Source organism: Haloarcula sp. S1AR25-4, from assembly GCF_031624555.1.
In the GTDB taxonomy this organism is placed as follows: domain Archaea; phylum Halobacteriota; class Halobacteria; order Halobacteriales; family Haloarculaceae; genus Haloarcula; species Haloarcula pellucida.
In genome coordinates this window covers 1-22173 of sequence record NZ_JAMQOR010000007.1, presented here as the reverse complement: position 1 = coordinate 22173, position 22173 = coordinate 1, and the positions used below count along the sequence as shown (strand labels likewise).

Annotated in this window: 24 protein-coding genes, 1 tRNA gene and 1 pseudogene; 10 read left to right on the top strand and 16 right to left on the bottom strand. The window is 57.9% G+C overall.

Annotated elements, in window-relative coordinates:
* Nucleotides 1-82 precede the first annotated feature (82 nt).
* From NDI85_RS20275 to NDI85_RS20265, 3 genes are read left to right on the top strand one after another with little or no spacing between them, the layout of a single operon-like run.
* Nucleotides 83-2455, top strand: a complete 2373-nt coding sequence (locus NDI85_RS20275; protein WP_396275600.1) for a copper-translocating P-type ATPase — start codon at nt 83-85, stop codon at nt 2453-2455.
* Nucleotides 2456-2460: 5 nt separating this feature from the next.
* Complete coding sequence (locus tag NDI85_RS20270) at nt 2461-3078, top strand: isoprenylcysteine carboxylmethyltransferase family protein (protein WP_092893792.1); 618 nt, start codon at nt 2461-2463, stop codon at nt 3076-3078.
* Entirely contained in the window at nt 3075-4175 is a 1101-nt protein-coding gene (locus tag NDI85_RS20265) for a succinylglutamate desuccinylase/aspartoacylase family protein (protein WP_058365807.1), read from the top strand. Before NDI85_RS20270 ends, NDI85_RS20265 begins: the two co-directional genes overlap by 4 nt.
* Before the next feature lie 259 nt (nt 4176-4434).
* Here NDI85_RS20265 and NDI85_RS20260 read toward each other — a convergent pair whose 3' ends face one another.
* The 4 genes from NDI85_RS20260 to NDI85_RS20245 form a co-directional block, all read right to left on the bottom strand.
* Nucleotides 4435-5070, bottom strand: a complete 636-nt coding sequence (locus NDI85_RS20260) for an adenylate kinase (RefSeq protein ID WP_080508370.1) — start codon at nt 5068-5070, stop codon at nt 4435-4437.
* A gap of 59 nt (nt 5071-5129) precedes the next feature.
* Nucleotides 5130-5630, bottom strand: a complete 501-nt coding sequence (locus NDI85_RS20255) for a cyclic nucleotide-binding/CBS domain-containing protein (protein WP_058365806.1) — start codon at nt 5628-5630, stop codon at nt 5130-5132.
* A 179-nt stretch (nt 5631-5809) separates the two neighbouring features.
* Nucleotides 5810-6538: an SDR family NAD(P)-dependent oxidoreductase gene (locus NDI85_RS20250; protein WP_119713009.1), complete on the bottom strand. Its 729-nt coding sequence runs from the start codon at nt 6536-6538 to the stop codon at nt 5810-5812.
* A gap of 72 nt (nt 6539-6610) precedes the next feature.
* On the bottom strand, nt 6611-8083 hold the full coding sequence (locus NDI85_RS20245; RefSeq protein WP_310916814.1) for an AarF/ABC1/UbiB kinase family protein: 1473 nt from the start codon (nt 8081-8083) through the stop codon (nt 6611-6613).
* Between the two features lie 415 nt (nt 8084-8498).
* Here NDI85_RS20245 and NDI85_RS20240 point away from each other — a divergent pair, with 415 nt between their 5' ends.
* On the top strand, nt 8499-8819 hold the full coding sequence (locus NDI85_RS20240) for a YHS domain-containing protein (RefSeq protein WP_119712794.1): 321 nt from the start codon (nt 8499-8501) through the stop codon (nt 8817-8819).
* Nucleotides 8820-8823: 4 nt separating this feature from the next.
* Here the strand turns inward: NDI85_RS20240 and NDI85_RS20235 are convergent, their stop codons facing one another.
* Both NDI85_RS20235 and NDI85_RS20230 read right to left on the bottom strand, forming a co-directional pair.
* A complete protein-coding gene (locus NDI85_RS20235) occupies nt 8824-9618 on the bottom strand; it encodes an alpha/beta hydrolase (RefSeq protein WP_310916813.1) in 795 nt (264 codons plus the stop codon).
* Between the two features lie 271 nt (nt 9619-9889).
* On the bottom strand, nt 9890-10165 hold the full coding sequence (locus NDI85_RS20230) for a hypothetical protein (protein WP_119712796.1): 276 nt from the start codon (nt 10163-10165) through the stop codon (nt 9890-9892).
* Nucleotides 10166-10501: 336 nt separating this feature from the next.
* On the opposite strand from NDI85_RS20230, the gene NDI85_RS20225 reads away from it, so the two are divergent.
* Nucleotides 10502-11185: an NAD(P)-dependent oxidoreductase gene (locus tag NDI85_RS20225; protein WP_119712797.1), complete on the top strand. Its 684-nt coding sequence runs from the start codon at nt 10502-10504 to the stop codon at nt 11183-11185.
* 55 nt (nt 11186-11240) lie between these two features.
* On the opposite strand, the gene NDI85_RS20220 is transcribed toward NDI85_RS20225, so the two are convergent.
* A complete protein-coding gene (locus tag NDI85_RS20220) occupies nt 11241-11516 on the bottom strand; it encodes a hypothetical protein (protein WP_310897828.1) in 276 nt (91 codons plus the stop codon).
* Nucleotides 11517-11519: 3 nt separating this feature from the next.
* On the bottom strand, nt 11520-11870 hold the full coding sequence (locus NDI85_RS20215; RefSeq protein ID WP_144927678.1) for a winged helix-turn-helix domain-containing protein: 351 nt from the start codon (nt 11868-11870) through the stop codon (nt 11520-11522).
* A gap of 111 nt (nt 11871-11981) precedes the next feature.
* Here NDI85_RS20215 and NDI85_RS20210 point away from each other — a divergent pair, with 111 nt between their 5' ends.
* Entirely contained in the window at nt 11982-12548 is a 567-nt protein-coding gene (locus NDI85_RS20210; protein WP_220581175.1) for a DoxX family protein, read from the top strand.
* Between the two features lie 114 nt (nt 12549-12662).
* Complete coding sequence (locus NDI85_RS20205) at nt 12663-12968, top strand: SHOCT domain-containing protein (protein WP_236044897.1); 306 nt, start codon at nt 12663-12665, stop codon at nt 12966-12968.
* A 118-nt stretch (nt 12969-13086) separates the two neighbouring features.
* On the opposite strand, the pseudogene NDI85_RS20200 reads toward NDI85_RS20205, so the two are convergent.
* Nucleotides 13087-13366 (bottom strand): annotated as a pseudogene (locus tag NDI85_RS20200) (PadR family transcriptional regulator).
* A gap of 361 nt (nt 13367-13727) precedes the next feature.
* Here NDI85_RS20200 and NDI85_RS20195 point away from each other — a divergent pair.
* Nucleotides 13728-16103, top strand: a complete 2376-nt coding sequence (locus NDI85_RS20195; RefSeq protein ID WP_310897827.1) for a cation-translocating P-type ATPase — start codon at nt 13728-13730, stop codon at nt 16101-16103.
* Between the two features lie 63 nt (nt 16104-16166).
* Here the strand turns inward: NDI85_RS20195 and NDI85_RS20190 are convergent, their stop codons facing one another.
* The 4 genes from NDI85_RS20190 to NDI85_RS20175 all read right to left on the bottom strand — a co-directional run bounded on the left by NDI85_RS20190 (nt 16167) and on the right by NDI85_RS20175 (nt 18279).
* Complete coding sequence (locus tag NDI85_RS20190) at nt 16167-16349, bottom strand: hypothetical protein (protein ID WP_227262400.1); 183 nt, start codon at nt 16347-16349, stop codon at nt 16167-16169.
* A 55-nt stretch (nt 16350-16404) separates the two neighbouring features.
* Nucleotides 16405-17208 (bottom strand): hypothetical protein, encoded by an 804-nt coding sequence (locus tag NDI85_RS20185; RefSeq protein WP_218124107.1) that lies wholly within the window; start codon nt 17206-17208, stop codon nt 16405-16407.
* A gap of 536 nt (nt 17209-17744) precedes the next feature.
* A complete protein-coding gene (locus NDI85_RS20180) occupies nt 17745-18164 on the bottom strand; it encodes a hypothetical protein (RefSeq protein ID WP_310897825.1) in 420 nt (139 codons plus the stop codon).
* 40 nt (nt 18165-18204) lie between these two features.
* Nucleotides 18205-18279 (bottom strand) — tRNA-Glu (locus tag NDI85_RS20175).
* 98 nt (nt 18280-18377) lie between these two features.
* Between NDI85_RS20175 and NDI85_RS20170 the strand changes: the two genes are divergently transcribed.
* Together NDI85_RS20170 and NDI85_RS20165 are read left to right on the top strand one after the other, a co-directional pair.
* Nucleotides 18378-18941, top strand: coding sequence for a plastocyanin/azurin family copper-binding protein (locus NDI85_RS20170; protein WP_310897824.1), 564 nt, complete (start codon nt 18378-18380; stop codon nt 18939-18941).
* A 167-nt stretch (nt 18942-19108) separates the two neighbouring features.
* Nucleotides 19109-19294 (top strand): hypothetical protein, encoded by a 186-nt coding sequence (locus NDI85_RS20165; protein WP_092635601.1) that lies wholly within the window; start codon nt 19109-19111, stop codon nt 19292-19294.
* Between the two features lie 205 nt (nt 19295-19499).
* On the opposite strand, the gene NDI85_RS20160 is transcribed toward NDI85_RS20165, so the two are convergent.
* The 3 genes from NDI85_RS20160 to NDI85_RS20150 all read right to left on the bottom strand — a co-directional run bounded on the left by NDI85_RS20160 (nt 19500) and on the right by NDI85_RS20150 (nt 22090).
* Nucleotides 19500-20654 carry a multicopper oxidase domain-containing protein gene (locus tag NDI85_RS20160; protein WP_227262395.1) on the bottom strand — a complete coding sequence of 385 codons (1155 nt, stop codon included), beginning with the start codon at nt 20652-20654 and terminating at the stop codon, nt 19500-19502.
* A gap of 168 nt (nt 20655-20822) precedes the next feature.
* Nucleotides 20823-21548, bottom strand: coding sequence for a type II CAAX endopeptidase family protein (locus tag NDI85_RS20155; protein ID WP_310897980.1), 726 nt, complete (start codon nt 21546-21548; stop codon nt 20823-20825).
* Nucleotides 21549-21646: 98 nt separating this feature from the next.
* Nucleotides 21647-22090 carry a disulfide bond formation protein B gene (locus tag NDI85_RS20150; RefSeq protein ID WP_310897979.1) on the bottom strand — a complete coding sequence of 148 codons (444 nt, stop codon included), beginning with the start codon at nt 22088-22090 and terminating at the stop codon, nt 21647-21649.
* Nucleotides 22091-22173: the final 83 nt, after the last annotated feature.

The following is a 22173-nucleotide window of genomic DNA, read 5'->3' as shown; positions in this document are numbered from 1 at the left end:
GTTCGACACCGGCCCTCTTGACGGTACCGCGCCGTATCAGGGTCTGGACAGCATAATAAGGGACGGCACCAATACCCACGCCATGAGCAACAATCCAGACCACGAGACATCCGAAAATCCCTCTAAAGAGGGGCACCCCTCGCATCAATCCGAAGGACCCGTCTACTGTTGTCGAATTTGCCGATTGAAAGCAGAGTCGGAACCACGAGCATCAGCCCACGCGTCATCCGAGCCGGAGTCCAAACTCCCGAAGGACGACACTCACACTGCGGCAGACGCCACCACGGAGTCCGAATCCACGGACGAACACGCACATAACGACCACGAAGCCGAACACGCGCACCGCCACGCTGCGGCCGAGCACGCTCACTCTACAGAAGCAGAGCACGTACACGACGAGCACGACCATGGTGGTAACGCCCACGAGAAGGGACACGGGGGTGGAAACGGGGATCACAGCGATCACACGGATCACTCAGGCCACGAGGCGATGTTTCGGCGGCGGTTCTGGGTGTCGCTCGTCCTCTCGATTCCGGTCATCGTCTTCAGCGAATTCATTCAGGACGTCTTCGGCTATACGGCCCCTACGTTCCCCGGGAGTACGTGGATAACGCCGGTACTTGCGGTCGTGATCTTCGCGTACGGTGGCGTGCCCTTCCTCTCGATGGCCCGGACGGAACTGAAAAACCGCGAGCCGGGGATGATGATGCTCATCTCGCTGGCGATATCGGTGGCGTTCGTCTACTCGATCGCGAGTCTGTTTCTCGAAGGGACGACACCGTTTTTCTGGGAACTCGTCACGCTGATCGACATCATGCTGCTGGGCCACTGGGTGGAGATGCGGTCGGTCCGGGCGGCCTCGGGGGCGCTGGACGAACTCGCGAAGCTCATGCCCGATACCGCCGAGCGTATCACCGAGAGTGGAGATACCGAGGAAGTGCCCGTCTCCGAACTCGGCGAGGACGATGTCGTGCTCGTTCGCCCGGGCGCGAGCGTGCCTGCCGACGGCGAAGTCGTCGAGGGCGAGTCGTCCGTTGACGAGTCGATGATTACCGGCGAATCCAGACCAGTTGGGAAGGAGCCCGGATCAGAGGTGGTCGCCGGGACGGTCAACCAGGACGGGAGTCTCCGCGTCAAAATCACGAAGACCGGCGACGAGACGACGCTGGCGGGCATCATGCGACTGGTCGACGAGGCCCAGCAGTCCAAATCTCGAACCCAGTTGCTCGCCGACAAGGCAGCTGGCTGGCTGTTCTATATTGCACTCGGCGTCGCGGCGATTACTGCCGTCGCGTGGGTCGTCGCGGTCGGGTACAACATCACCGTCCTCGAGCGCGTCGTGACGGTCCTGGTCATCGCGTGTCCCCACGCACTTGGACTTGCCGTCCCGCTCGTGGTCGCGATCAACACTTCCACGGCTGCCCAAAACGGGATGCTCATCCGCGACCGCATCGCCATGGAGGAATCTCGAAATCTGGACACGGTGATGTTTGACAAGACCGGGACCCTCACGAAGGGCGAACAGGGCGTCGTCGGTGTTGAGACGGCAGGCGACTGGACTGAAGAGCGAGCATTCGAAGTCGCCGCTGGTGTCGAGGGTGACTCCGAGCATATGATCGCTCGCGCCATCCGAGACGCCGCCGAGGAACGGGATATCCAGCGAGCGAAGGTTTCGAACTTTGAGAATTTCCGCGGTCTCGGCGTCAGAGCCACTGTGGACGGCGAGACGGTTCATATCGGTGGACCGAACCTGATTGAGAAATTCGGTATCGAGCGGTCCAACGAAATCGCTGCCTTCGCGGAGGAAGCTGGCTCGAACGCAGAGACGGTTATCTACCTGGTTCACGACGAATCCGAAGTTGTCGCAGCATTTGCGCTGGCGGACGTTATTCGGGAAGAAAGCCGGCAGGCCATCGAGGCGCTACACGCGATGGATATCGAGGTGGCGATGCTGACCGGTGACTCGGAGGACGTCGCACGGGCTGTCTCGGAGGAACTTGGCATCGACCAGTACTTCGCGGAGGTACTCCCCGACGAGAAGGATACGAAGGTCGAACAGCTCCAGTCCGAGGGGAAACTGGTCGCGATGGTCGGCGACGGCGTCAACGACGCGCCCGCGCTCACACGAGCCGACGTCGGTATCGCCATCGGTTCTGGGACTGACGTCGCCATCGAGTCGGGCGATATCATCCTCGTCGACAACAATCCCCTGGATGTCGTCCGTCTCATCAAGCTCTCGAAGGCGAGCTACCGGAAGATGCAGGAGAATCTGGTCTGGGCGACCGGCTACAACGTCTTCGCGCTCCCACTCGCTGCCGGAGTCCTCGCGCCTATCGGTATCCTGCTGTCGCCGGCGATCGGCGCGGTGTTCATGTCTCTCTCGACAATCATCGTCGCTATCAACGCCCGTCGTCTCCGCAGCGCCGATATTTCCGTGCCCGACATTGGTGCGTGATCCCTATGGCACTCCAGGCGACACAGACATTGTTCAGCGTCAGTCTCCTATCCGGGGGACTCCTACTGGGTGGCCTCCTTGCCACCATCGTCAGTCCGACATTCCGGTTCTGGCCGCACGGGACGCGGAACTGGACGTTCTGGGTCAGCTGGACAGCCTGGACGCTATACGTCGTGGGTCTGGTCGGCATTGCATACCTCGACTGGTGGCACTGGTACGAACCACCGGTGGTGGTGCAACTCGTCAGTGTGCTTGTTTTCGTAGCAGGCACAGCGCTGTCTATCTGGGCGATGTGGACACTCGGATTCTGGGAGAGCAGTGGTCTCGAAGGCCACCTTCAAACTGAGGGACCGTATCGCTTCTCTCGCAATCCACAGTACGTGGGGTTCATCACCATGCTCGCCAGCGGAGGCCTCCTCGCAGGTTCGATTCAAACGGTCATTCTCGCTATCGGTGGAATCGTGTGGTTCCTGCTCGCACCACTCGCCGAAGAGCCGTGGCTCCGCGAGCAGTACGGGGGCGAATACGAGTCATACTGCGAGGCGGTTCCACGATTCCTTGGTAAACCCAGTAGACGTGCAGCGCAGACACATTCAGAGCAGTCCGAGAGTGATTCTCAATGACTGGATCCGCGACACAACCGATTGAGGTCGGCGGCCGAACCATCTCACCCGGAGAGAAGCGCCAGTTCCGCTATTCGGTGGGAACAAGTTTCCACGGCGACCCGATCGACATTCCGGTCACGGTCGTCAACGGAGAGAATGATGGCCCGGCGATGTTCCTCAGTGCTGCCGTGCACGGCGACGAACTGAACGGCATCAAGATCGTCCAAGAGGTCGCAGAAACCTACGGTCCCCCGGACATCCACGGGGCACTCGTCTGCCTCCACGTACTGAACGTCCCGGGATTCATGGCCCAACAGCGCTACATCCCGATCTATGACGAGGACCTCAACCGGTCGTTCCCCGGGAATCCACAGGGAACGATGGCGAAACGTCTCGCCCATACTATCTTCGAGGAATTCGTCTCGAAGTGCGACCTAGGGCTGGATTTCCACACCTCGACGCGCAACAGGACGACGATGTATCACGTTCGGGCAGATATGCGCGACTCTGACGTCGAACGCATCGCCCGTGCATTCGGAACGAGCGTGATTCTCGACGGTGAAGGCTCAAACGGGACGCTCCGAAAGGCAGCATCGAAGACGGGGGTTCCGACCGTAACTGTGGAGATGGGGCGCGCCCACCGGTTCCAATCGACGCATCTCGAACGCGCCCTTCACTGCGTGGCGAGTGTCCTCGCTGAACATGAGGTTCTGCCAGACCGGCCGGTCTCTTGGCCTGGGTGGACGCGTGTGGTCGCACGCGACGGTGAGAAGACGTGGCTTCGTGCTGCCACCGGCGGACTCGTCGATATGAAGTGGGGCCCACAGCCGCTCGTCGAGGACGGGGAGCAGCTGTTCACTATCTCCGATCACTTCAAAGATGAGGTCGAAGTCGTTCGTGCACCGTCAACTGGCCTCGTCGTCGGTGTCCTCGAGAACGCAGTCGCGTACCCGGGGCATCCGCTGTGTCACTTCGTGAGCGTCGACGAAACGACCGCAGACATCATCCGGGACGACATCGAGCGGGGTGAGTTCGATGTCTACCGTGAGGGTGGTTTCCAGCGGCCGGAATATGGTGAGAGCGGTGAGTATGAAGGACGAGATCCGCTCTCTTGACGGGCCAGCGTCTGCTGACAGGCTCTTCATCGGTTCGAAGAGCCCCCCATAATTGCCTACTGGATCGTTCTTCGGCCAATAACCGTTCCAAGTTCTAATTCGTACGGTATGATGGTCGGCTTTTATCGAACATCGTCGAGATCACCTCAGCAAGATCGTGCCCTCTCAACTACAGACTCGCCGGGTACCAGTGTGTAAACTGTGCAGATCTGCTAGGTGATGCCCGGTATAGTAACGCTCACCCCAACTTTTTCGCGACCTATTGCGCGTTTTCAACCGCTTTCCTTACGTCAACCCAGACTTCATCAGGAGACTGTTTTCCGTCGACACGTTCCAGTTGACCTCGTTCTTCGTAGTATTCAATAACTGGTTCAGTGGTCTCACGAAATACACGTAGACGTTCACGGACTGTCTCCTCGGTATCGTCATCCCGCTGCTCAAGTCGTCTTTCAACTTCAGGATCTTCAGGCGGACTATATTTTATATGATAAGTGTCCCCTGTTTTTGGGTCTATACGGCGACCCGTGAGTCGTTGAACAAGTTCCTCCTCGTCTACGTCAAGATATAGAATAACGTCAACGTCGGTCATATTATTGAGTTCCTCAGCCTGTTCTACGTTGCGGGGATACCCATCCAGAACAAAGCCATTGACTTGCGATAGAGCCTCTTTAACGAGCAGAGTGACAACCTCGTCCGGAACAAGCTCACCTTGATCCATATATGTGCGCGGGACATCATACTCTGATTCAAATTCTGAAATATCCCTGTCCTTATTTGCCCGAAGGAGCTCCCCGGTAGTGATATGCTTTACATTAAACTCCTCAGAAGCCTTTCTACTCTGCGTCCCCTTTCCTGCGCCTGGTCCACCGAGGATTAGAATCCGTGGTTCGGCCATGTCTCTCTTTTGATGTCAGTCACGAAAAAGACACGTATCGAGAGTCTCAGATGCGGAGGTTACTTTCTCTGGGACTCTGACCGGATGATCCCGGAGAGATTGTCCATCTGTGCGGAGACATGGGCAGCTTCTCCCGCGAGGTGAGTGATGAGATCGTCAAGGGTGACGATCCCCACAACTGAGCCATCTTCGACAACGGGAACATGGCGGGCAGCCGCCTCGTTCATTTGTCGCAGTACCCTCGGTACCTCCGCCTCAGGCGTTACGGTGAGGGGGTCGGAGGTCATCACATCTCCGGCGGTTATGTTGGATTCGCTCTGATCCGTTGCGAGAACGTTGAACTCACTATCTGGCGTGAGGAGCGCGCCAATCAAATCTCGATCTGTAATGATGCCCACGAGCTGGTCGTTTTCTTCCACAACGACGTAGCGGGCACATTTGGTTTGCGCGACCATCGTTTGGGCGACCTCTGCTACCGACGTATCCGGAATAACGCGACCAACTGACTCGTCGGCGATACTCCCAACACGTAGTGTGAGATCGGATCGATTCTGTTCCATACTGGGGGATTGGTTAGAGAGACTAAATAATATGGCGGCAGTTCCTCACTTCATAGAAGCATCTCAGGGAGTTACGGTGCTTGCCTTCGGTAGATAGTAGCACGTTTTGCGCTGCTACTATCCGACTGGTCTCCCGCGTAATGTTGGAACCAAGTGTGGTGAATGTGCGACCGTAGTTACTAGTGGGCAGTCCAGCCTCCGTCGACAGGAATGTTTGTGCCTGTGATGTACGTCGCCTCATCAGAGGCGAGAAACATCGCAATGCCGCCGATCTCCTCGGGTTCGGCCACTCGCTGCATGGGTGTCTCGTCTCGGACGAACTCGTAGAACTGTTCCTGGTCGAGGTAGTCGTCTGTCATCGGCGTTTCAACGAATCCAGGGCAGATACTATTGACACGTATCCCTTCTGTGGCGTAGTCGATGGCGAGCTCTCGTGTGAAATTCACGACACCACCTTTTGCTGCCGAATAGGCAGGTGATCCAGGACCACCAACGAGGCCATAAATCGACGCGACATTAATGATGCACCCCTCACTGTCTTTGAGATACGGGATCGCCGCTCGCGAGCCGTACATAACCCCTGTGAGATTAATTTGAATGACCGTATCCCACTCTTCGAGCGACATTTCTTCGATGGACCCTACTTGGCCAATTCCAGCGTTGTTTACGATTGCGTCAAGCTGTCCGTATTCGTCAACCGTACTGTTGACGAGGGTCTCTACCTGCTCATACTCCGTGACGTCACATTGGTGGAATTCACAGCCGAGTTCTTCGGCAGTCTCTCGGCCGGTTTCTTCCGTGCGACCTGCGATAACGACTTCGGCTCCGTAATCAATGTACTTCGAAGCAATTGCTTTGCCGATCCCGGTTGCACCACCAGTGATGATCGCAACTTTATCTTTGAGCATATCAGGTACTTCGCATAGACGCCACAAAATAGTTTGAGGCGTCGTGGGGGTACTCCGTATTCGAGATACCAGTTATCGACGCTGTTGCCTTGATGAATGAATGAATAAAATGGTGAAGCCGAGTGCGACGACGATCCCAACAGTAGCAGAGATCTGACTTACGGATAATGCGAGACCACTCGCTACAAATGTTCCTCCTGCGAGGATGGCGTACCCGATCGAACGAGTCTGCCGTCGTTGGCTCTGTGCGATCTCCTGAGGTATCACTGTGCGTTCCTGTTCTCGTGCGTCCAGTTCACGATCCAATTTCGTGGGTAGCCGGAGGAGGGCCCAGAGGGAGGTTTCGATGTCGGACTGAGCTTCGGCGAGTTTCATCCGGGCTGCTCGCTGGAGGAAGCCGTGTTCACGGAGGAACGCCTGCGCAGCTGCGAGGATATTGAACTCGGGATCGAGCTGTCTAAGAACACCTTCACCGATCGATCCCACCCGAATGACTAACATCACGTCTGGCGGGATACGAAACGGAAACTCTCGGAGCATTCCGACGACCACGTCGATTATCTGCTGCCAGTTCACATCACCACTCCCTTCGAGGTCATCGATAACTAACTCGAGAACGTGGCCGACGGCGGCCCTGTCGGCGTCGGGATCGAGTGCACCAAGGGCGACAAGTTCGTCGATGAGGGATTCGACATCCCGGTTGACAGCGGCCAGATAGAGGTTGATCACGCTCGCTTGCATCGCCGGCGTGAACCGACCGCTCATCCCGAAGTCGTAGAAGACGATGCGGCCATCATCGTCGACAGCGAGATTTCCAGGATGGGGATCGCCGTGGTACACACCGTGATCGAGTCCCATCGTGAAGTAGGCATTCGCCACTCGTCGGGCGACGTTCTCCGGATCGTAGCCCTTCGCTTCGAGTTCCTCGAGGTCAGTAACCTTCGTTCCCTCGGCGTACTCCATGGTGAGGACACGTTCGGAGCAGACGTCACGAAACACGCGTGGGATCGTAACGGTCTCATTCTCGTCGGCAGCGAAATTTTCCCGAATCTCCTCCATCATCTGGGCCTCTCGCTCGAAGTCCAGTTCCTCCAGAATGATGCGCTCAAAGTCGTCCGCCATGTTCCGGAGTGAGAAACTGAACCGATCAGGTGCGAGAAACAATGCAAGGGGAACGAGGCGACGAATAATGCGCAGATCGGTCTCGATGAGGTCCTTGATTCCGGGGCGTCTTACTTTCACGACCACCTGTTTTCCCTGATAGGTCGCCCGATAGACCTGTGCTAGCGATCCGCCGGCGATGGGTTCGGGATCGAAGTCGTCGTACGAGTGATACCCGACGTCTTCGGCGAGAGCCGGAATCATCTCGCGATACGGACCCGCCGGGATCGCATCTTGGAGCACTGCGAACTCCTCCGCGTACACTTGCGGAACGAGATCTGGGCGCGTCGAGAGAACTTGGCCGATCTTTACGAACGTCGGCCCAAGGTTGAGCATCGCCTCCCGTAGACGGCGGGCACGCTGCTCGTGCTGGTCCCGTGGCACAGTGCGTGACCCACCGACGATCAGAAACCGATGCCGATCACGGAGAAAGCGTAGGATGAACGGGGTGAACGTCCCAAGAATACGAATTAGACGGAGAAGAAATCGAACCATGGGCGTTGTCATAGAGTTCTTCCGACGGCCCTTAATACGTGCCCGTCGACCTACTTCGAAATACCCAATCGGCTTGGAGACGGATCTGTGAACAGAATGCCGAGGGATCCCGTCTGCGGTATGCAACTCAGAGTTGACGAAGCGGTAGCTTCAGTCCGGCACGACCAGGTGACGTACTATCTCTGTAGCGAAGAATGTCGACAGCGCTTCGAGAAACAGCCCGCAGTATACACCGAGTAGGGAGCCTACGCACAGTAGCAAATGGCCGACTGACGTTTATGGAAGGGCGAGGCGTACTGCCAGTATGCCAGTTGAGCCGGTCTGCGGTATGGAAGCCAGCGACTCAAGCGAAATCACCGCCGATTTCGAGGGGACGACGTTCTACTTCTGTTCGTCCGACTGTCGTGATTTCTTCGAAGAGCACCCGAAGCGATTCGTCGACGAGCCACGACCCCACCTCTGTGATGCGAGTGGCGTAATGGTACCGCGCTTGCACTACGGCCGCGCCGTCGGTGAGTTCAACCTGACGGTCGCCGACCCGGAATTGCTGAGCGTCGGTCTCGAGGACGACACCGACCTTCAGTTCGATCTCGAACGGGCGAATAAAGCTGCAGAACGATCCTGATTCCTTAGCGAACTTCGGATACTTCGCTACCGTTTTCGTCGACCGATTCTCGAACCGTCATTTCCAAATCCCGGTCCTCTCGAACCGTCTTGATGAGTGCTTCAAGCAGACTGTTATACGCATTCGGGCGCTCTATCATAGCGACGTGACCGGTACGCTGTAGCCTGCAGAAAACGCTCTCGGGAATCCGCCTCGCGGTTCCGCGTGCCACCTCGATGGGAACAATACCGTCGGCTGGTCCGTGGATGACGAGCGTTGGGGCATCGACTCGCTCAATATCGGGGCGACCGTCGTACCCCCAGAAGGCCTCGGTGACAGTCGTCCACGCTGAGCGACGGTGGGGAAGCGGGTTCGATTGCAGGAAGTCCTCAACCACGACCGATGGCGTCTCCTCGTGGAAGCCGACGCTGTAGGCTAACTGCCGGATGAGCGCGTCGTTCGCGGGTATCTTATAGAGTCGGAGTGCCAGAAATAGTCGCAAAAGCGGTTTCTCCCCCGCGGGGGTGAGATCATGATCGCCCCCTGCGTGTAACACGAGCCCGGCTGTGGGATGGCGCTTCGCGTACTCGATAGCGAGGGCGGTACCGTAACTGTGGCCGTGGATGATCGGATTCGTGATACCGAGTTCATCAAGGAGATTCAGGAGGTCAGCTACATGCCCGGAGAGGGACTGCTCCTGCCGCATGGTCGAGTTTCCGTTGCCGGCGAGCGCATACGTGACCAACTCGTGGGGCCCCTCGAACGCGTCTAGTTGTGGATACGGGTTCCAAAGCGACCCGAGACCACCGTGGACGAACACGATCGCCGGGTCCGGCCCGGGGAGGTGAAGCGTCTCCAGTTCAACTGATTCCGACACCGGAACGGGTGTCGGTTCAGGAAGCGTTTCGGAAACGTCGTCGAACCGGACGTATCCCGGTGGAAAAGATGGTGACGCCATACTGAGTTAGAGATACCCCCTGCGGTGGTGTCGAATAGACGGTCCATCTGAGAGCCTGCTCCGAGGATCGTCTCGGTGGACACTAACCATCCTTGACAGTTATCGGTTGAGGGCGATTGTCTGGATGACCGGGTTACCCGTCATCGTGGATCTCATGCCGATTCCAGAGCAGGGCGAACAACCCGCCCATGAGATATCCTGCAACTAACGCGATCATGAGGCCGGCACCAGCCAGAGAGAGGTCGAAATCGACCGTGTCCTCGTACTCAACGAAGTTGGTCCGGGCGACAGTGGCGACCGCTGTTTCAGAGACGCCCGAGACGACGAATCCGATCCATGCAGCGTGCGACGCTGCGAAGATGGCACCGAATATGAGTCCTGCCCGGTTGGCGGAGATTTCCTCGCTCATGGTTCCGCCTCTCCTATCGAGTCATGAGCTGGTCGCTCTTCAGGGGCGGTTTCATCAGCGAACAAACCCAGCATGTCTGTCATACTTGTAGCACCGGCTACGGTCGCCTATTTCACTACGATTGTGGTTTCGATACTGGCATGACAGAACACCTCTCGTTAGAATGTGAAACCGATCCGTGGCTGTAGTGACGATGACCCCAACCTGTCGAATCAAATTTCGGAGTTCTCTGGTAATCGAGCGTCCAGAGCGAACGCTCGGTCGTCCTTTAGAATTGTAAGCGTAATCGACTGAAACGAGGGGAACGACAACCAACATGAAAACGTAGGTGACCATATGGAACTGGCACTCTTCGGTGCGACAGGCGGGACCGGACGTGAACTGACGGCACAAGCGACCGAAGTGAATCACTCGATTCGCGCGCTCACTCGAAGCCCTGCAAAACTCCCACCGAACCAGGCAGTCACCGCCGTAGAGGGGGATGTACTCGATCCGGACGCGGTCGAAGCCACCGTAAACGGATCAGATGCGGTCATCTGTCTTCTCGGTCGAACGTCGGACAATCCCTCCGACGTGGTCTCTCGCGGGACCGCGAACATTATCGATGCAATGCAGGAACGGGGGATCGAACGCCTGGTCGTCCTGACATCGATGGGGTTAGGATCGAGCGTCCAGCAGGTTCCGTGGTACGTCCGCCTTGCGAACGTGACGGTGCTCTATGACCTGATGGCCGACAAAGCCAGACAGGAGGAACTCGTCGCTGGGAGCGGTCTCGACTGGACGATCGTCCGCCCCGGCGGTCTTACAGATGGACCCAAAACCGGGGAGTACGAACACGGCGTCGACATTGACGCCACGGCTGGTCCGATTTCACGCGCTGACGTTGCGGACTTCCTCCTTGAGATCCTTCAGACGGACTCCTATCTCCGTGACGTGCCAGTCGTAACGACGAACCAGAGCGTTGACGCCGAATTCCTCTGGGACCAAGTCACGGCTGTCGCGCAACGTCTACGAGGATGAGTGAATAACCGTCTCACTAATTCACGATTCCAAGATACTTTGCTGAATCGGGAATTCAGGGGTTCGGCGCATAGAGCGCGTACAAGATAGAAAGCATTCCCGCCGCCGCGACTAGTGCAGCCACGAGACCTGCCTGGAAGATTGACACCTGGAGCAGTTCGAATAGAACTCCTTCGAGGAGTCCACCGAGGCCAATTAGTGCGAACCCAAAGGCGACGTAGAGCATCAGCTGTGTTCCGTGGCGTTGGTAGCCGCGATAGGCTTGGTACGCGATAACCAGAGCCAACGCGGTCATGAACAACTTGGCGATGACGAATAATGTGTGTTCCATGAATCAGTCTCCCCGCATGTTTTCAAAGATGGAGGTGATCCGGTCCGCGGGATCCGGCCGGACATCGATCTGGATGTCAAACCCCTCGTCTTGGAGGAGGACTTCGATACGTTCGAGACGTGCCTCATACTCCCGATAGTGCCGACCAGCGGGATCGACGTGCGTGTACTCTTCGAGAAGTCCTTGCTCGACGAGTGTGTTGACGCGACGAGAGACGGTTGGGCGTGACATATCGCATTCCTCGCTGAGTTCTTTTGCAGAGAGTCGGTCCGTGTTCGTCGCCACGAGAATATCGCGAGCGTACTCGTCGTCGAGTGTGGCAAAGACGGCTGGTGGGCTCAACTCCTCAGTCACACTCGCATACTCGTCCTAGTGGGGTAAAATAGCCGCCCGGTTTTCTGACTCAGAACACTGGCTCACCGGTATATCGTCTCTCCCTGCCTACACTCACTCGGTGAAGTAACAATGTCTACGATTCCCTCTGGAGTCAACCAGCTAGAGAGCAAGGTCGGCGGACTGACCATCGGTGGTCGTGTCCACAGCCTGAGCGCATGGTTCGTGCTCGCGCTACGGCTCATGATGGGCTACGCGTTTGCGTACTCGGGATTCACGAAGATCGTTGCCGCCGAGCCGTTCTCGGCGGGTGGCTATCTGGCGAACGTCGCGGCGACCAACGGCAACCCCCTCGCGGGTATGTTCGCGTGGATGGGGTCGACCCCGTGGTTCGTCGAGTTCGCGAACGTCGCTGTCCCGTGGGGCGAGCTGTTCATCGGTCTCGGACTGCTCGTCGGTGCCGTCGTCCGCCTCGCGGCGTTCTTCGGCGCGCTCATGATGCTCATGTTCTACTTCGGGAACTGGGACATCGCCCACGGCGTCATCAACGGTGACTTCGCGTACATGCTCGTGTTCCTCGCGGTTGCGGCGTTCGGTGCGGGCCGCATCCTCGGGCTCGACCAGTACATCGAACAGTACGAGGTCGGCGGCGAGGCGCTCGTCGAGCGCTACCCCGTCCTCGAGTACATCCTCGGCTAACCACGCCGAACCATTTCAGGAGAAATACACATGACAAACTCAATTCAACCACGCGGTACTCGATCCCTCGGACTGATCGTCGTCGGTGCGCTGACGGTCGCGGTTATCGGGGGTATGGCCCTGACGCACGCAGCCGTCCCGGATGCGGTGATGTGGGACTGGCACTACGGAATGTGGGACGACGGCCACATGACCGGCTGGGGACTATGGGGATGGGGGATGATGCTGTTCGGCCTCCTCTGGATGGCCCTCATCATCGGTCTTCCCATCTATCTCGTCTACTGGCTGGTGGCTCGATCTCAGACTGACGGACCCGCCGAGGATAGAGCCCTCGTGGCTCTCCGTGAGCAGTACGCCCGCGGTGAGATCGACGACGAAGAATTCGAACGCCGCCGTGGCCGCCTCACGGCGAATCGCTGACGTACGTCGCTCCCGAAGAGGAGAGCTACTACCGACATCATCCGAGATGGAAATCACGCCCATCGCGGATTTTCAGATGATTCATAGACAATGGAGTAGCTGATCTGTACGAGAGAACCTACACAGGCGCAGACTCACCAATCTCGATGTACTGACGTTCCCACTCACGGCGGGCTTCGATTTCACGGCGGCCGCGCCGCGTGAGCGTCTAGACGTTCGTCTGTCGGTCTTTCTCGCCTTTCTTGACGAGCGTATCGAGATTCGGGTAAAGTCGCCCGTGATGGATCCCCTTCTGGTAGTAGTCTTCGGATTCCTGCTTGATGGCGAGGCCGTGAGAATCTTAGAGGCCGGCGATCACATACAAGATGTCCCCGCTGGAACCCAGTTAGGTCGTGCATCGTTTGTTCCCTATTTTTGAGGGGTGGCATATGTTCTCTCTGGTCCTCAAAGGCGGAGATTTGGACCAAGAGTATCTACTAGTGTACTCGTCACCGAATAGCGTTTAATATCGAGGCATCCGTATCTCCGGTAATGGCCCTTCGGACGAGGTCGCCCTTGAGGTTCCGTGGCTGTACTCGGCGCGCTGTCAGCAGGTGGTAATCAATTGTGTCTTCATCTCAATCACTATCTCCCCCGTGCGCGCTTTGTGGTAGGGCTGTCACTGACGATCAAGTCGTGGGTGAGGATGACATCGACTTTTGCTGTGTTGGATGCCGAAACGTCCATCGAGTGCTCGGTGGTGATGGGGTTCACAGTCAGATGGCCTCGACAGATGGCACTATACATGAATCCGGAACTAAAGCGGGCGAACGCGAGGCAGATCCGCGTCCAACGGGGACTGAGGAACGAGCCTTCTTCCAGGTCGACGGGATGCACTGTGCGACGTGTGAAGCGTTTCTGGAATCGATTGCTGAAGGCTGCGAGGGCGTCACTGACGCCGCGGCGAGTTACGTCACCGAGACGATCCGAATCACATACGACCCTGACCGCGTCTCGAAGGGTACTCTCTGTGATACCCTGAGTACACTCGGCTATTCGGCAACCCCCCGTGCTGGAGGGAGTGATGACGCACCGACTATAATCGGACAGTCGCGCCGGTCGGACGAGCTGAATGAACGAGGAATTGACGAGGTGCTGGGATTCCGTTACGCTGTTGGCGTCATTTTCGGGACGTTCATGCTCCTCCCGTATGCGGTCCTCCTCTATCCGGCGCAGCTCTCGTCGTTCTTTGGTGAGGGGACGCTGGATATGTTCGCGAGTGCGTCCGGGATCGGCGGTGGAGATGGCCTGTTGATCCTGCCGCTCTTTCTCGTTCTGACAGGGGTGGTTCTGTTGTTCACCGGCCTGCCGTTGTTACAGGGTGCGTATGTCAGTCTGAAGATGCGACAGCCGAACACAGACCTGCTTGTCGCACTCCCCATCGTGAGTGCCTACGTGTACAGTACGATCGCCTTTCTCCTCGGTCGGATCGATGTGTTCTACGACCTCACGATTGTGGTTGCCGCGAGTGTGGTGGCTGCCATCTTCTACGAATCACTGAGCAAGCAGCGAGCGATGGATCGCCTGACTAATCTCACTATCTCCCACGTCACCGAAGCCAGGCGGTATGGCGCCGATGGGACGACGACGATGGTCGACGTACACGGTCTGGAACCCGGGGAACGGGTTCTCGTCCGTGAGGGCGAACGCATCCCAGTCGATGGTGTTCTCGCTGAGGGTGAGTGCACGGTCGATGAAGCGATCGTGACGGGCGAGTCGCTCCCGGTATCGAAACAAGCTGGGGACGAGGTCGTCGGCGGGGCGGTCGTCACAAATGGGGCTGCTGTCCTCACGGTGAGCGATGAGACAACCAGTAGTATCGATCGCCTCATCACCTCTGTCTGGAATCTCCAGAGTGGGGATCACGGCGTCCAGCGGCAGGCCGATAGGCTCGCGTCAGTCATCATCCCGGCCGTCGTCGGTGGGGCGGTACTCGCTGGATTGGGGTCGCTTCTGGTTGGGACTGGCATTCCCGTCGCCGTCCTGACGGCGCTGGTGGTTCTCTTGGTTGGATGTCCGTGGGCACTTGGCCTGGCAACCCCGCTCTCGGTGGCAACCAGTATCGAACAAGCGGTAGAGCGGGGCATCGTCATCTTCGACGAGACCGTCTTCGAGCGCCTTCGGAACGTCGATGTCGTCGTCTTCGACAAAACGGGGACTCTCACGACCGGCCAGATGGATGTCCTCGAGGCGGATGCACCGTCGGATCTGCTTGCAATCGTCGCGGCCCTCGAACAGCGAGCATCCCACCCAGCGGCCGACGCAATCGTGAATACGTTTGCACAAAGGAATCAGGAGGGCGATCGCTCGAGAGCCGATGGGGGGGTTGCCGATGGCAGTGACCACGAGCACGCAGAGGACATCACTGAATTCACGAGCCATGCGACCGGCGTGGAAGGAGTCGTCGAAGATACGCGCGTTCTCGTCGGGAACCTCGATCTCTTCGCAGAACTGGGGTGGTCGGTGAGCGAACAGATCGAGACGCGTGCCGCAGAGGCACGAACGGCCGGTCACCTTCCGGTCGTCGTTGGTCGTGACGGTCGTGCAGAGGGCGTCATCGTCGTGGGCGACGAACCACGCCCGAGTTGGGATGACACACTCACGCAACTGAGTGACCGTGATATCGAGATCATCGTTCTGACTGGTGATGACGAGGCTGCTACTGACTTTCTCGACAGCCATCCTGCCGTCGATCACGTGTTCGCGGGGGTCCCGCCGGCAGGCAAGACCGCGACGATCCGGCGGTTACAGTCTCGTGGGCAGGTTACGATGGTCGGTGATGGGACGAACGATGCCCCGGCCCTAGCGACAGCAGACTTGGGAATCTCCCTCGGTGGTGGGACGGCACTCGCGTCCGATGCCGCGGATATTTCTATCGTCGATGATGACCTCGCAGCGGTGGGGACGACGTTCGACCTCGCAGATGCAGCTCGTCGGCGTGTCAAACAGAACAACGGGCTAGCGCTGCTCTATAATGGGGTCACGATGCCACTCGCAGCGACGGGGTTGCTGAATCCGGTGTTCGCGATGGGTGCGGTCGTGGCGACCGGCGGTCTCCTCGCAGCGAATTCGTTTCGAGACCTACTTCACGAGTAGCGGCTCCCACTCCGCGAAGCGGCAGATACCTGCTGTAACCGGGTGAAGACGGGTCCTATCGCTTCAGTCGAGCAATTCGAAGGCACTGAGGCCCGCGTACCCGACCGCAAAGCCCGCAACGATGATGCCTCCGGAGAGGACTTGGTAGAACGGCGTTGACGGGAGGAAGCCGGTCGCGAGGGTGCCGACAACGATTAATACTGCTGCCAGTCCCAAAAACACGTACTGTCGACGTTTCCTCTTCATATCTTGAGATATTCGTCCACCCTAAGGACCGTGTTCTCACGGCAGATCCGTCATCTCAGTCGGCGGGGATGATGGCGGCCGATTGATCGGGCTGTCGGGCTGCTTGGACCGAGTAGATCAGGCTCCCAGTGAAGAGGACGAAGCTTCCTACGATGAATACTGCACTGAGCGGCGAGGCCGAATCGACGAACACCCAGTAGAGGGGGGCGGCAATCGATGGCCCGGCAGCAAGTACCGCGATCTTCGCGACGAGTGGCCCGCAGCACCCACAGGTACACGTCCCGACGATTGCAGCACTTCCGGCGGTCCCTTCGGTCATGCCGGCTCGTTCCTCGACGCGCCAGTGACGGGCGATGAGAGCGGCGTTTAACCCGATGAGTGCGCTCAGCATCCCGACGACGATGACCTGACCGGGCGACACGGCCAGGAAGAACGGGATATGTATGAACGGAAGATGCGGAATCGCGATTTCGAGCGTCGGCCACGATACCAGCTGATAGATTGCGGGCAGAACGACGACCGTCACTTCCTCAGGGAAGCCTTCCTCGGGGAACAACGAGAGGTACCCCGTTATCGAGACGAAAAAGAGGGCTAATACGACACCGACGCCGATGCCGAAGCGACGCGCAACCGGATCACGCATGACTGCGCGAATGACACTCCCTGCGTCCTTCCAGACGACATAACCGACCAGGATTGGCGTGCCGAGGACGATTGCGTACCCGAGTGGATGCGTATCGCTTGCCAGTCCTGGAAGGAGGTAGGGGTACGAGATCCACAATCCCATGAGGATGCCGAGGAACGTGTACCGTGGTCGGGATGGCCAGCGGAGCCACCCGACGACGAAGCTCGCGACCATGATGCCCAAACCACTCAGCAGGGCCAGTGGCTGATACCACGCTCGGGGGAACGGCATCGAACTCGCAGTATATGTCGGATCTGGGGAGAGCCCTTCGAAGAGTACGGCTCCGAGTGCAGTGATAGCGATACCGGCGAACACGCCGTACAGAGCGGTTGTCGCCGTGATCCGATCTGTCCGTTTGAGAAGGATGAATCCACCGAGAATAACGGCACCAACGAAAGCAATAATTACACCGTGTCCTTGCGAGAGTCCACCGCTTCCGGTTGTACCGTGGGCAGACGCGACGGGAACCTGAGTGAGCGTACCAATCGCGGCGAGAAGTACAGAGAGAGGCCGAATAGATCCGATTCGAGAGGTCTGTCCACGGGAGGGGTCCCCACGTGGTTGACGCTCTTCTGGTGACATTATTCTGTCTTGGACAGGGAGCCACTTCTACCTGACTGATTCACCTCTCATATTCTGGATTTGACTGTCGTTGGCTCATGCTGTGTGTGGAAATATCCTCCTCCGAAAGTATGACCGGCACGGTGAATTCACTCGCCGTCCAGAAACACGAGGAACTGTATGTGCTTGAGGAACCAGACCGGAAGAACGGCCCCAACTCCTGCAGCGAGTAGGAGACTATTCGATGCCGTCCACACGATCTGTCCAAGTACGGTTCCAATAATCAAGACGCCGTTGTATGCAATCGCATTCACCGCTAAATCGCCTTTCGACTCAGGCCGGGGCCACTTGATGAGACTGAACTCGACCGCTGACGTCCGGCCGGAAGCTACTGCGACAAGAAGTCCGAGTAAGCCGGATACAAACCATTCGAGTACAGCCGGTGGCCAGCTATATACGACCGTGGCGGCGGCAAGAACAAACAGACACGGGCTAGTGATTGTACCGATCTCTACGGAGAGATAGCGGGTCAAAATGTGTTCCTCGGTCTCTTGTTGTGCGATGGCCATCTGTGACAGTTATGAGTAGAGCAGTGGAATGGATCAGGGATGCTCCGTCGAGGATTTGAACCCCGGTCCTCGACGAGAGATGCCGAGATGATTGGCCGAGCTACACCAACGGAGCATTTCTAACTTGGGGCCTCAGTACTTCAAATACGACCGGTGTCCTACTCAGTGGGAATCCGCCGTTTCCCCTTATGTTGGGGTCTTTGATACTGTGGTATGGAGCGTCGACAGATTCTCAAGACGGCTGGAATTCTGGCTACAGGTGGCGTGACTGGTCTCGCCGGATGTAGTAGTTCGGGGAACGGAGATGGTGGCGGTGAGCCGACCACGACTGAACCGCAGGAGACAGCTGGTGGGTCTGGAGACTCGAATACCGTCATGATGGTAACCGAAGGGAGCGAGTACTATTTCGATCCCATCGGTCTGTTCATCGAATCTGGGGAAACTGTGACATTCGAAATCCAGAGCGGGAGCCACTCGGCAACCGCCTACAAAGAGGGAACGAGCTCAGCATCAGTTACCCGGATTCCCGAAAGCGCAGAAACGTTCAATAGCGAAACGCTGAGTGAACAGGGCGCAACGTACGAGCACACGTTCGAGACCACAGGGACGTACGATTACTTCTGTATCCCGCACAAGACCCTGGGGATGGTCGGCCGGATCGTCGTCGGCGAACCCGGCGGTCCCGCGGAGGGGAGTATGCCGCCGGACGGAGACGTTCCCGAAAGCCAGACCATCGTCGATCAAGGCAGCGTCTCGTACAGCTCGTTCTCCGGGTAGGCGGCCGCGTATACTGCGAGCTGTGCGCTCTGGAATCGCTTGTACACCATATGGCCGACATTGACTAGGCTTCGGACCTACAGGAATCTATGTGGCACCCGATTACTGCCGGTTTCCAGTAAATCTACTTTGTTAACGGTTTTGTCTATCCGGTCACAACAGTACATATGGAATTCGACTTCGTGCGCTCGGTGGCTCCTCTCGTCGTAATTGTCGCCGTCGCAGCGATTGCGCTCACGACCGTGATGACCTCCTCGACAGTCTTCATGATGGTTCTGCCCTCGATGATTGTCTTCTCGGTCATCGCGTTCTTCTTCGGGATGAAACACGGCGAGTTCCGTGCCAGTCCGTAACAGCCCGATCCGGTAGCCGGAATCCGCCGGGTTGCGGTCCACGCAAGCTCCTAGCGGTGTCGATTCCGATTCGTTTCGATGACCGATTCGGAGTCCGAGCGACGGCTGTTTCAGCGGGACGATGTCGAACCACCAGGAGTCTACCAGAGCCGGTCAACCACTATGTTTCAGTTAGATCCAGTTCTGGTCGTCATGTAGAGCGCCTCTACGTGGAGTAGCCGGCGTACTCCATGAGCTGGTTGAAGATTTCCGTATCCATGACGGACCGATAGACCACGCCGGTGAGCATCCCGCCGGGATAGAACGTGCCGTTCATCACGTGATTGACCTTATGGCAGTGCATCAGGTAGATGCCGGGGTCTGCATCGGCAGTAAATTCGATCGTGTGTCGTTCAGCAGGGGCAACGTTCGTGACGTCCATGTCGTGGCGGGCAGCCTCCGGAATCGTCCCGCCATCCTTTTCAACACGCTGGAAGCGGTGGTTATGGATATGCATCGGGTGCGACATGTACCCACCGTTGACGAGGTGGATACGAACTGAGTCGCCCTCGTCGACGATGATCGGTGACCCTTCTTCGGGGTGCAGCGTTCGGGGTGCGCTCTTCCCGTTGACGGTAAACACGTCTGGATTGCGACTGGCCGAATTGTAGGTGAAGTCCGCCTCTCCGGCCCACTTCCGTGGAACCCGCGAATCCCAGTCCTTGATCGTCATGAAGTATTCGCGGTCCGCCGGTTCGTAGCCTTCGGGATCGACTCGGTAGATCCCGTACATGCCCATGTCGATATGCCGGTGGGTCTGGAAGTGACAATGGTAGAAATGCGTCCCAGGGACGTTCGCGGGAATCTCGTAGGTGTGACTCTCCCCTGGCGGGACCTGAATGCCGGTCGTCGTCGGGACGCCATCGTTCTCCCACGTCTTGCGAACCCCGTGGAAGTGAATCGTGTGGGGACGTCGGCCATCGGTGTTGTCGAGTGTCACTTCCATCGCGTTACCCTCGGTCGTTCTGAGAATTGGGCCGGGGACGCTAGGGTCGTTGTCGTCGGCCTGGAACGCCCAGACGCGTGGGAATTCGACGGACCCACCCATCGTATCGAGCGGGTGGACGGCGTGGCGGGCCTGCTGAGTCCGCATCGTCACTTCGCCGCCCTGCTCGTCGACGTTGACGACTGTTGGAGGGCTGGTGTAGGGGAGATCAGGCGAGTCAGTTTGTGCCTGCGTGGGCGTATCGCTCGTTGCTGCTGGCTCGTTGGCTCCGCCCGCAGAACAGCCTGCTAACGAAGCGATACCGGTCGCGCCAGTTGCCGCGAGAAACTCACGCCGGGACAGTCCGGTTCCGGGTGCGCCGAAACGTGTTGTCATGATACACTCGGCATTTTGGTTGGCCTAAACATAGGGCGACTGCGGTGTTCCAATTCACGGGACAGCGCGTGGATATGTTCGGCACAAGGCGAATGGAGATGGGGGCTTTTCACCTAGACTTGTTCGCTGTCAGGAGTCCGAAATTGGGCCTAGAAAGCGATCAGATTGTTAGAGCCCGCCAGTGGACGACAGATAGACTCCTGCGAACTGCACCGCATTATACGTCCCGTGAATCACAGCCGGCACTGTGAGGTTGTCCGTATACTCGTACGCTGCTCCCAGTACTAAGGCTAGGACGAATGCGATACCGATGTACACCAGTTTGCCTTCCCCTGACAACGAGAAGAGATGGATCGATGCGAACAGAGCGCTTGCGAGGACGATTGCACGGGCCGGATGGAGACTTTCACGGAGGGTGCCCTGAACGAGGCCCCGGAACAACAGCTCTTCTCCCGGGCCGACCAACAGGAATTGGAGGGGGATCAGAAGAAGGAAGACACTCGGATTTTGTCGCCCGACCTCGACGATCTGATTCTGAGCCGAGTTCAGACCGAGGGCTGTGATTACTGAGGACGCCACAAAGAGCAACCCCAGGATCGCTATACTCCCCCCGACAATCACCGCCCCATCACGCTTGTCAGGTAGACGAACTGGAACGAACCCAAATCCGAGATCACGGCCTTTGAGATAGAGGATGGCGATGCCTCCAAACGTCACTCCTTGGAGGAAGAACGTACTCAAAACCAGTCTGAGGGCTGGGCGCGACGCGAGGTTGACTCCGAACAACCCGACGACCGTCGCGACGGCAAGGATGACGATAGCACCCGCGACGTATGATCCATACGTGAGACCAATCGCCGAGGCGACAGACCGGAAACGAGATATCGACGACATTAATCAGATGTGAGCGTAGGGTTCCACCCTACAAGCTGGCTTCGATAGGTCGACTCCGGCGCTATTCATTCCAAGACTTCCCGCGGTAGTGATTTTATTCATGGCTGATGTTCAGGTTCGACGAGGTTCGATCCAGCGAGGACTGTGATCGTCACGAGCACGAACGCGATGAGTGAGAGATTCGGAATCGTGAGACCGAGCACCGGTGCCTGCCACTGGACGACTGCACAGGGACCAGCAAAGGTGCATGAGGCCGTCGTTGCTTGGAGTACGGAGTGATATCCCGCGATTGAAGCGCCCACCACGGATAGTGGCACGACTGTTCGCCAGACTGTGTTGTGACTCTCGAAGGCGCCAACGCTGAGAACGACGACAAGCGGATACATGAGGATACGTTGGTACCAGCAGAGGGTACACGGAACGAGACCGAGGCCGAGACTGAACCAGAGGCTTCCTAGGGTCGCAACCGCCGCGACACCTGCCCCGCCTGCAAGCCAGAATCGTCCGTCGGACAGCCATGACTCAGTTTGATCCAGTTGCATCTTCGATCAACTGTCTTGTTCGTTCTTCGTTCCCGAGTGGATTGACCGTCGTGCCATCGATGAGGAGCGTGGGTGTGGCGTCG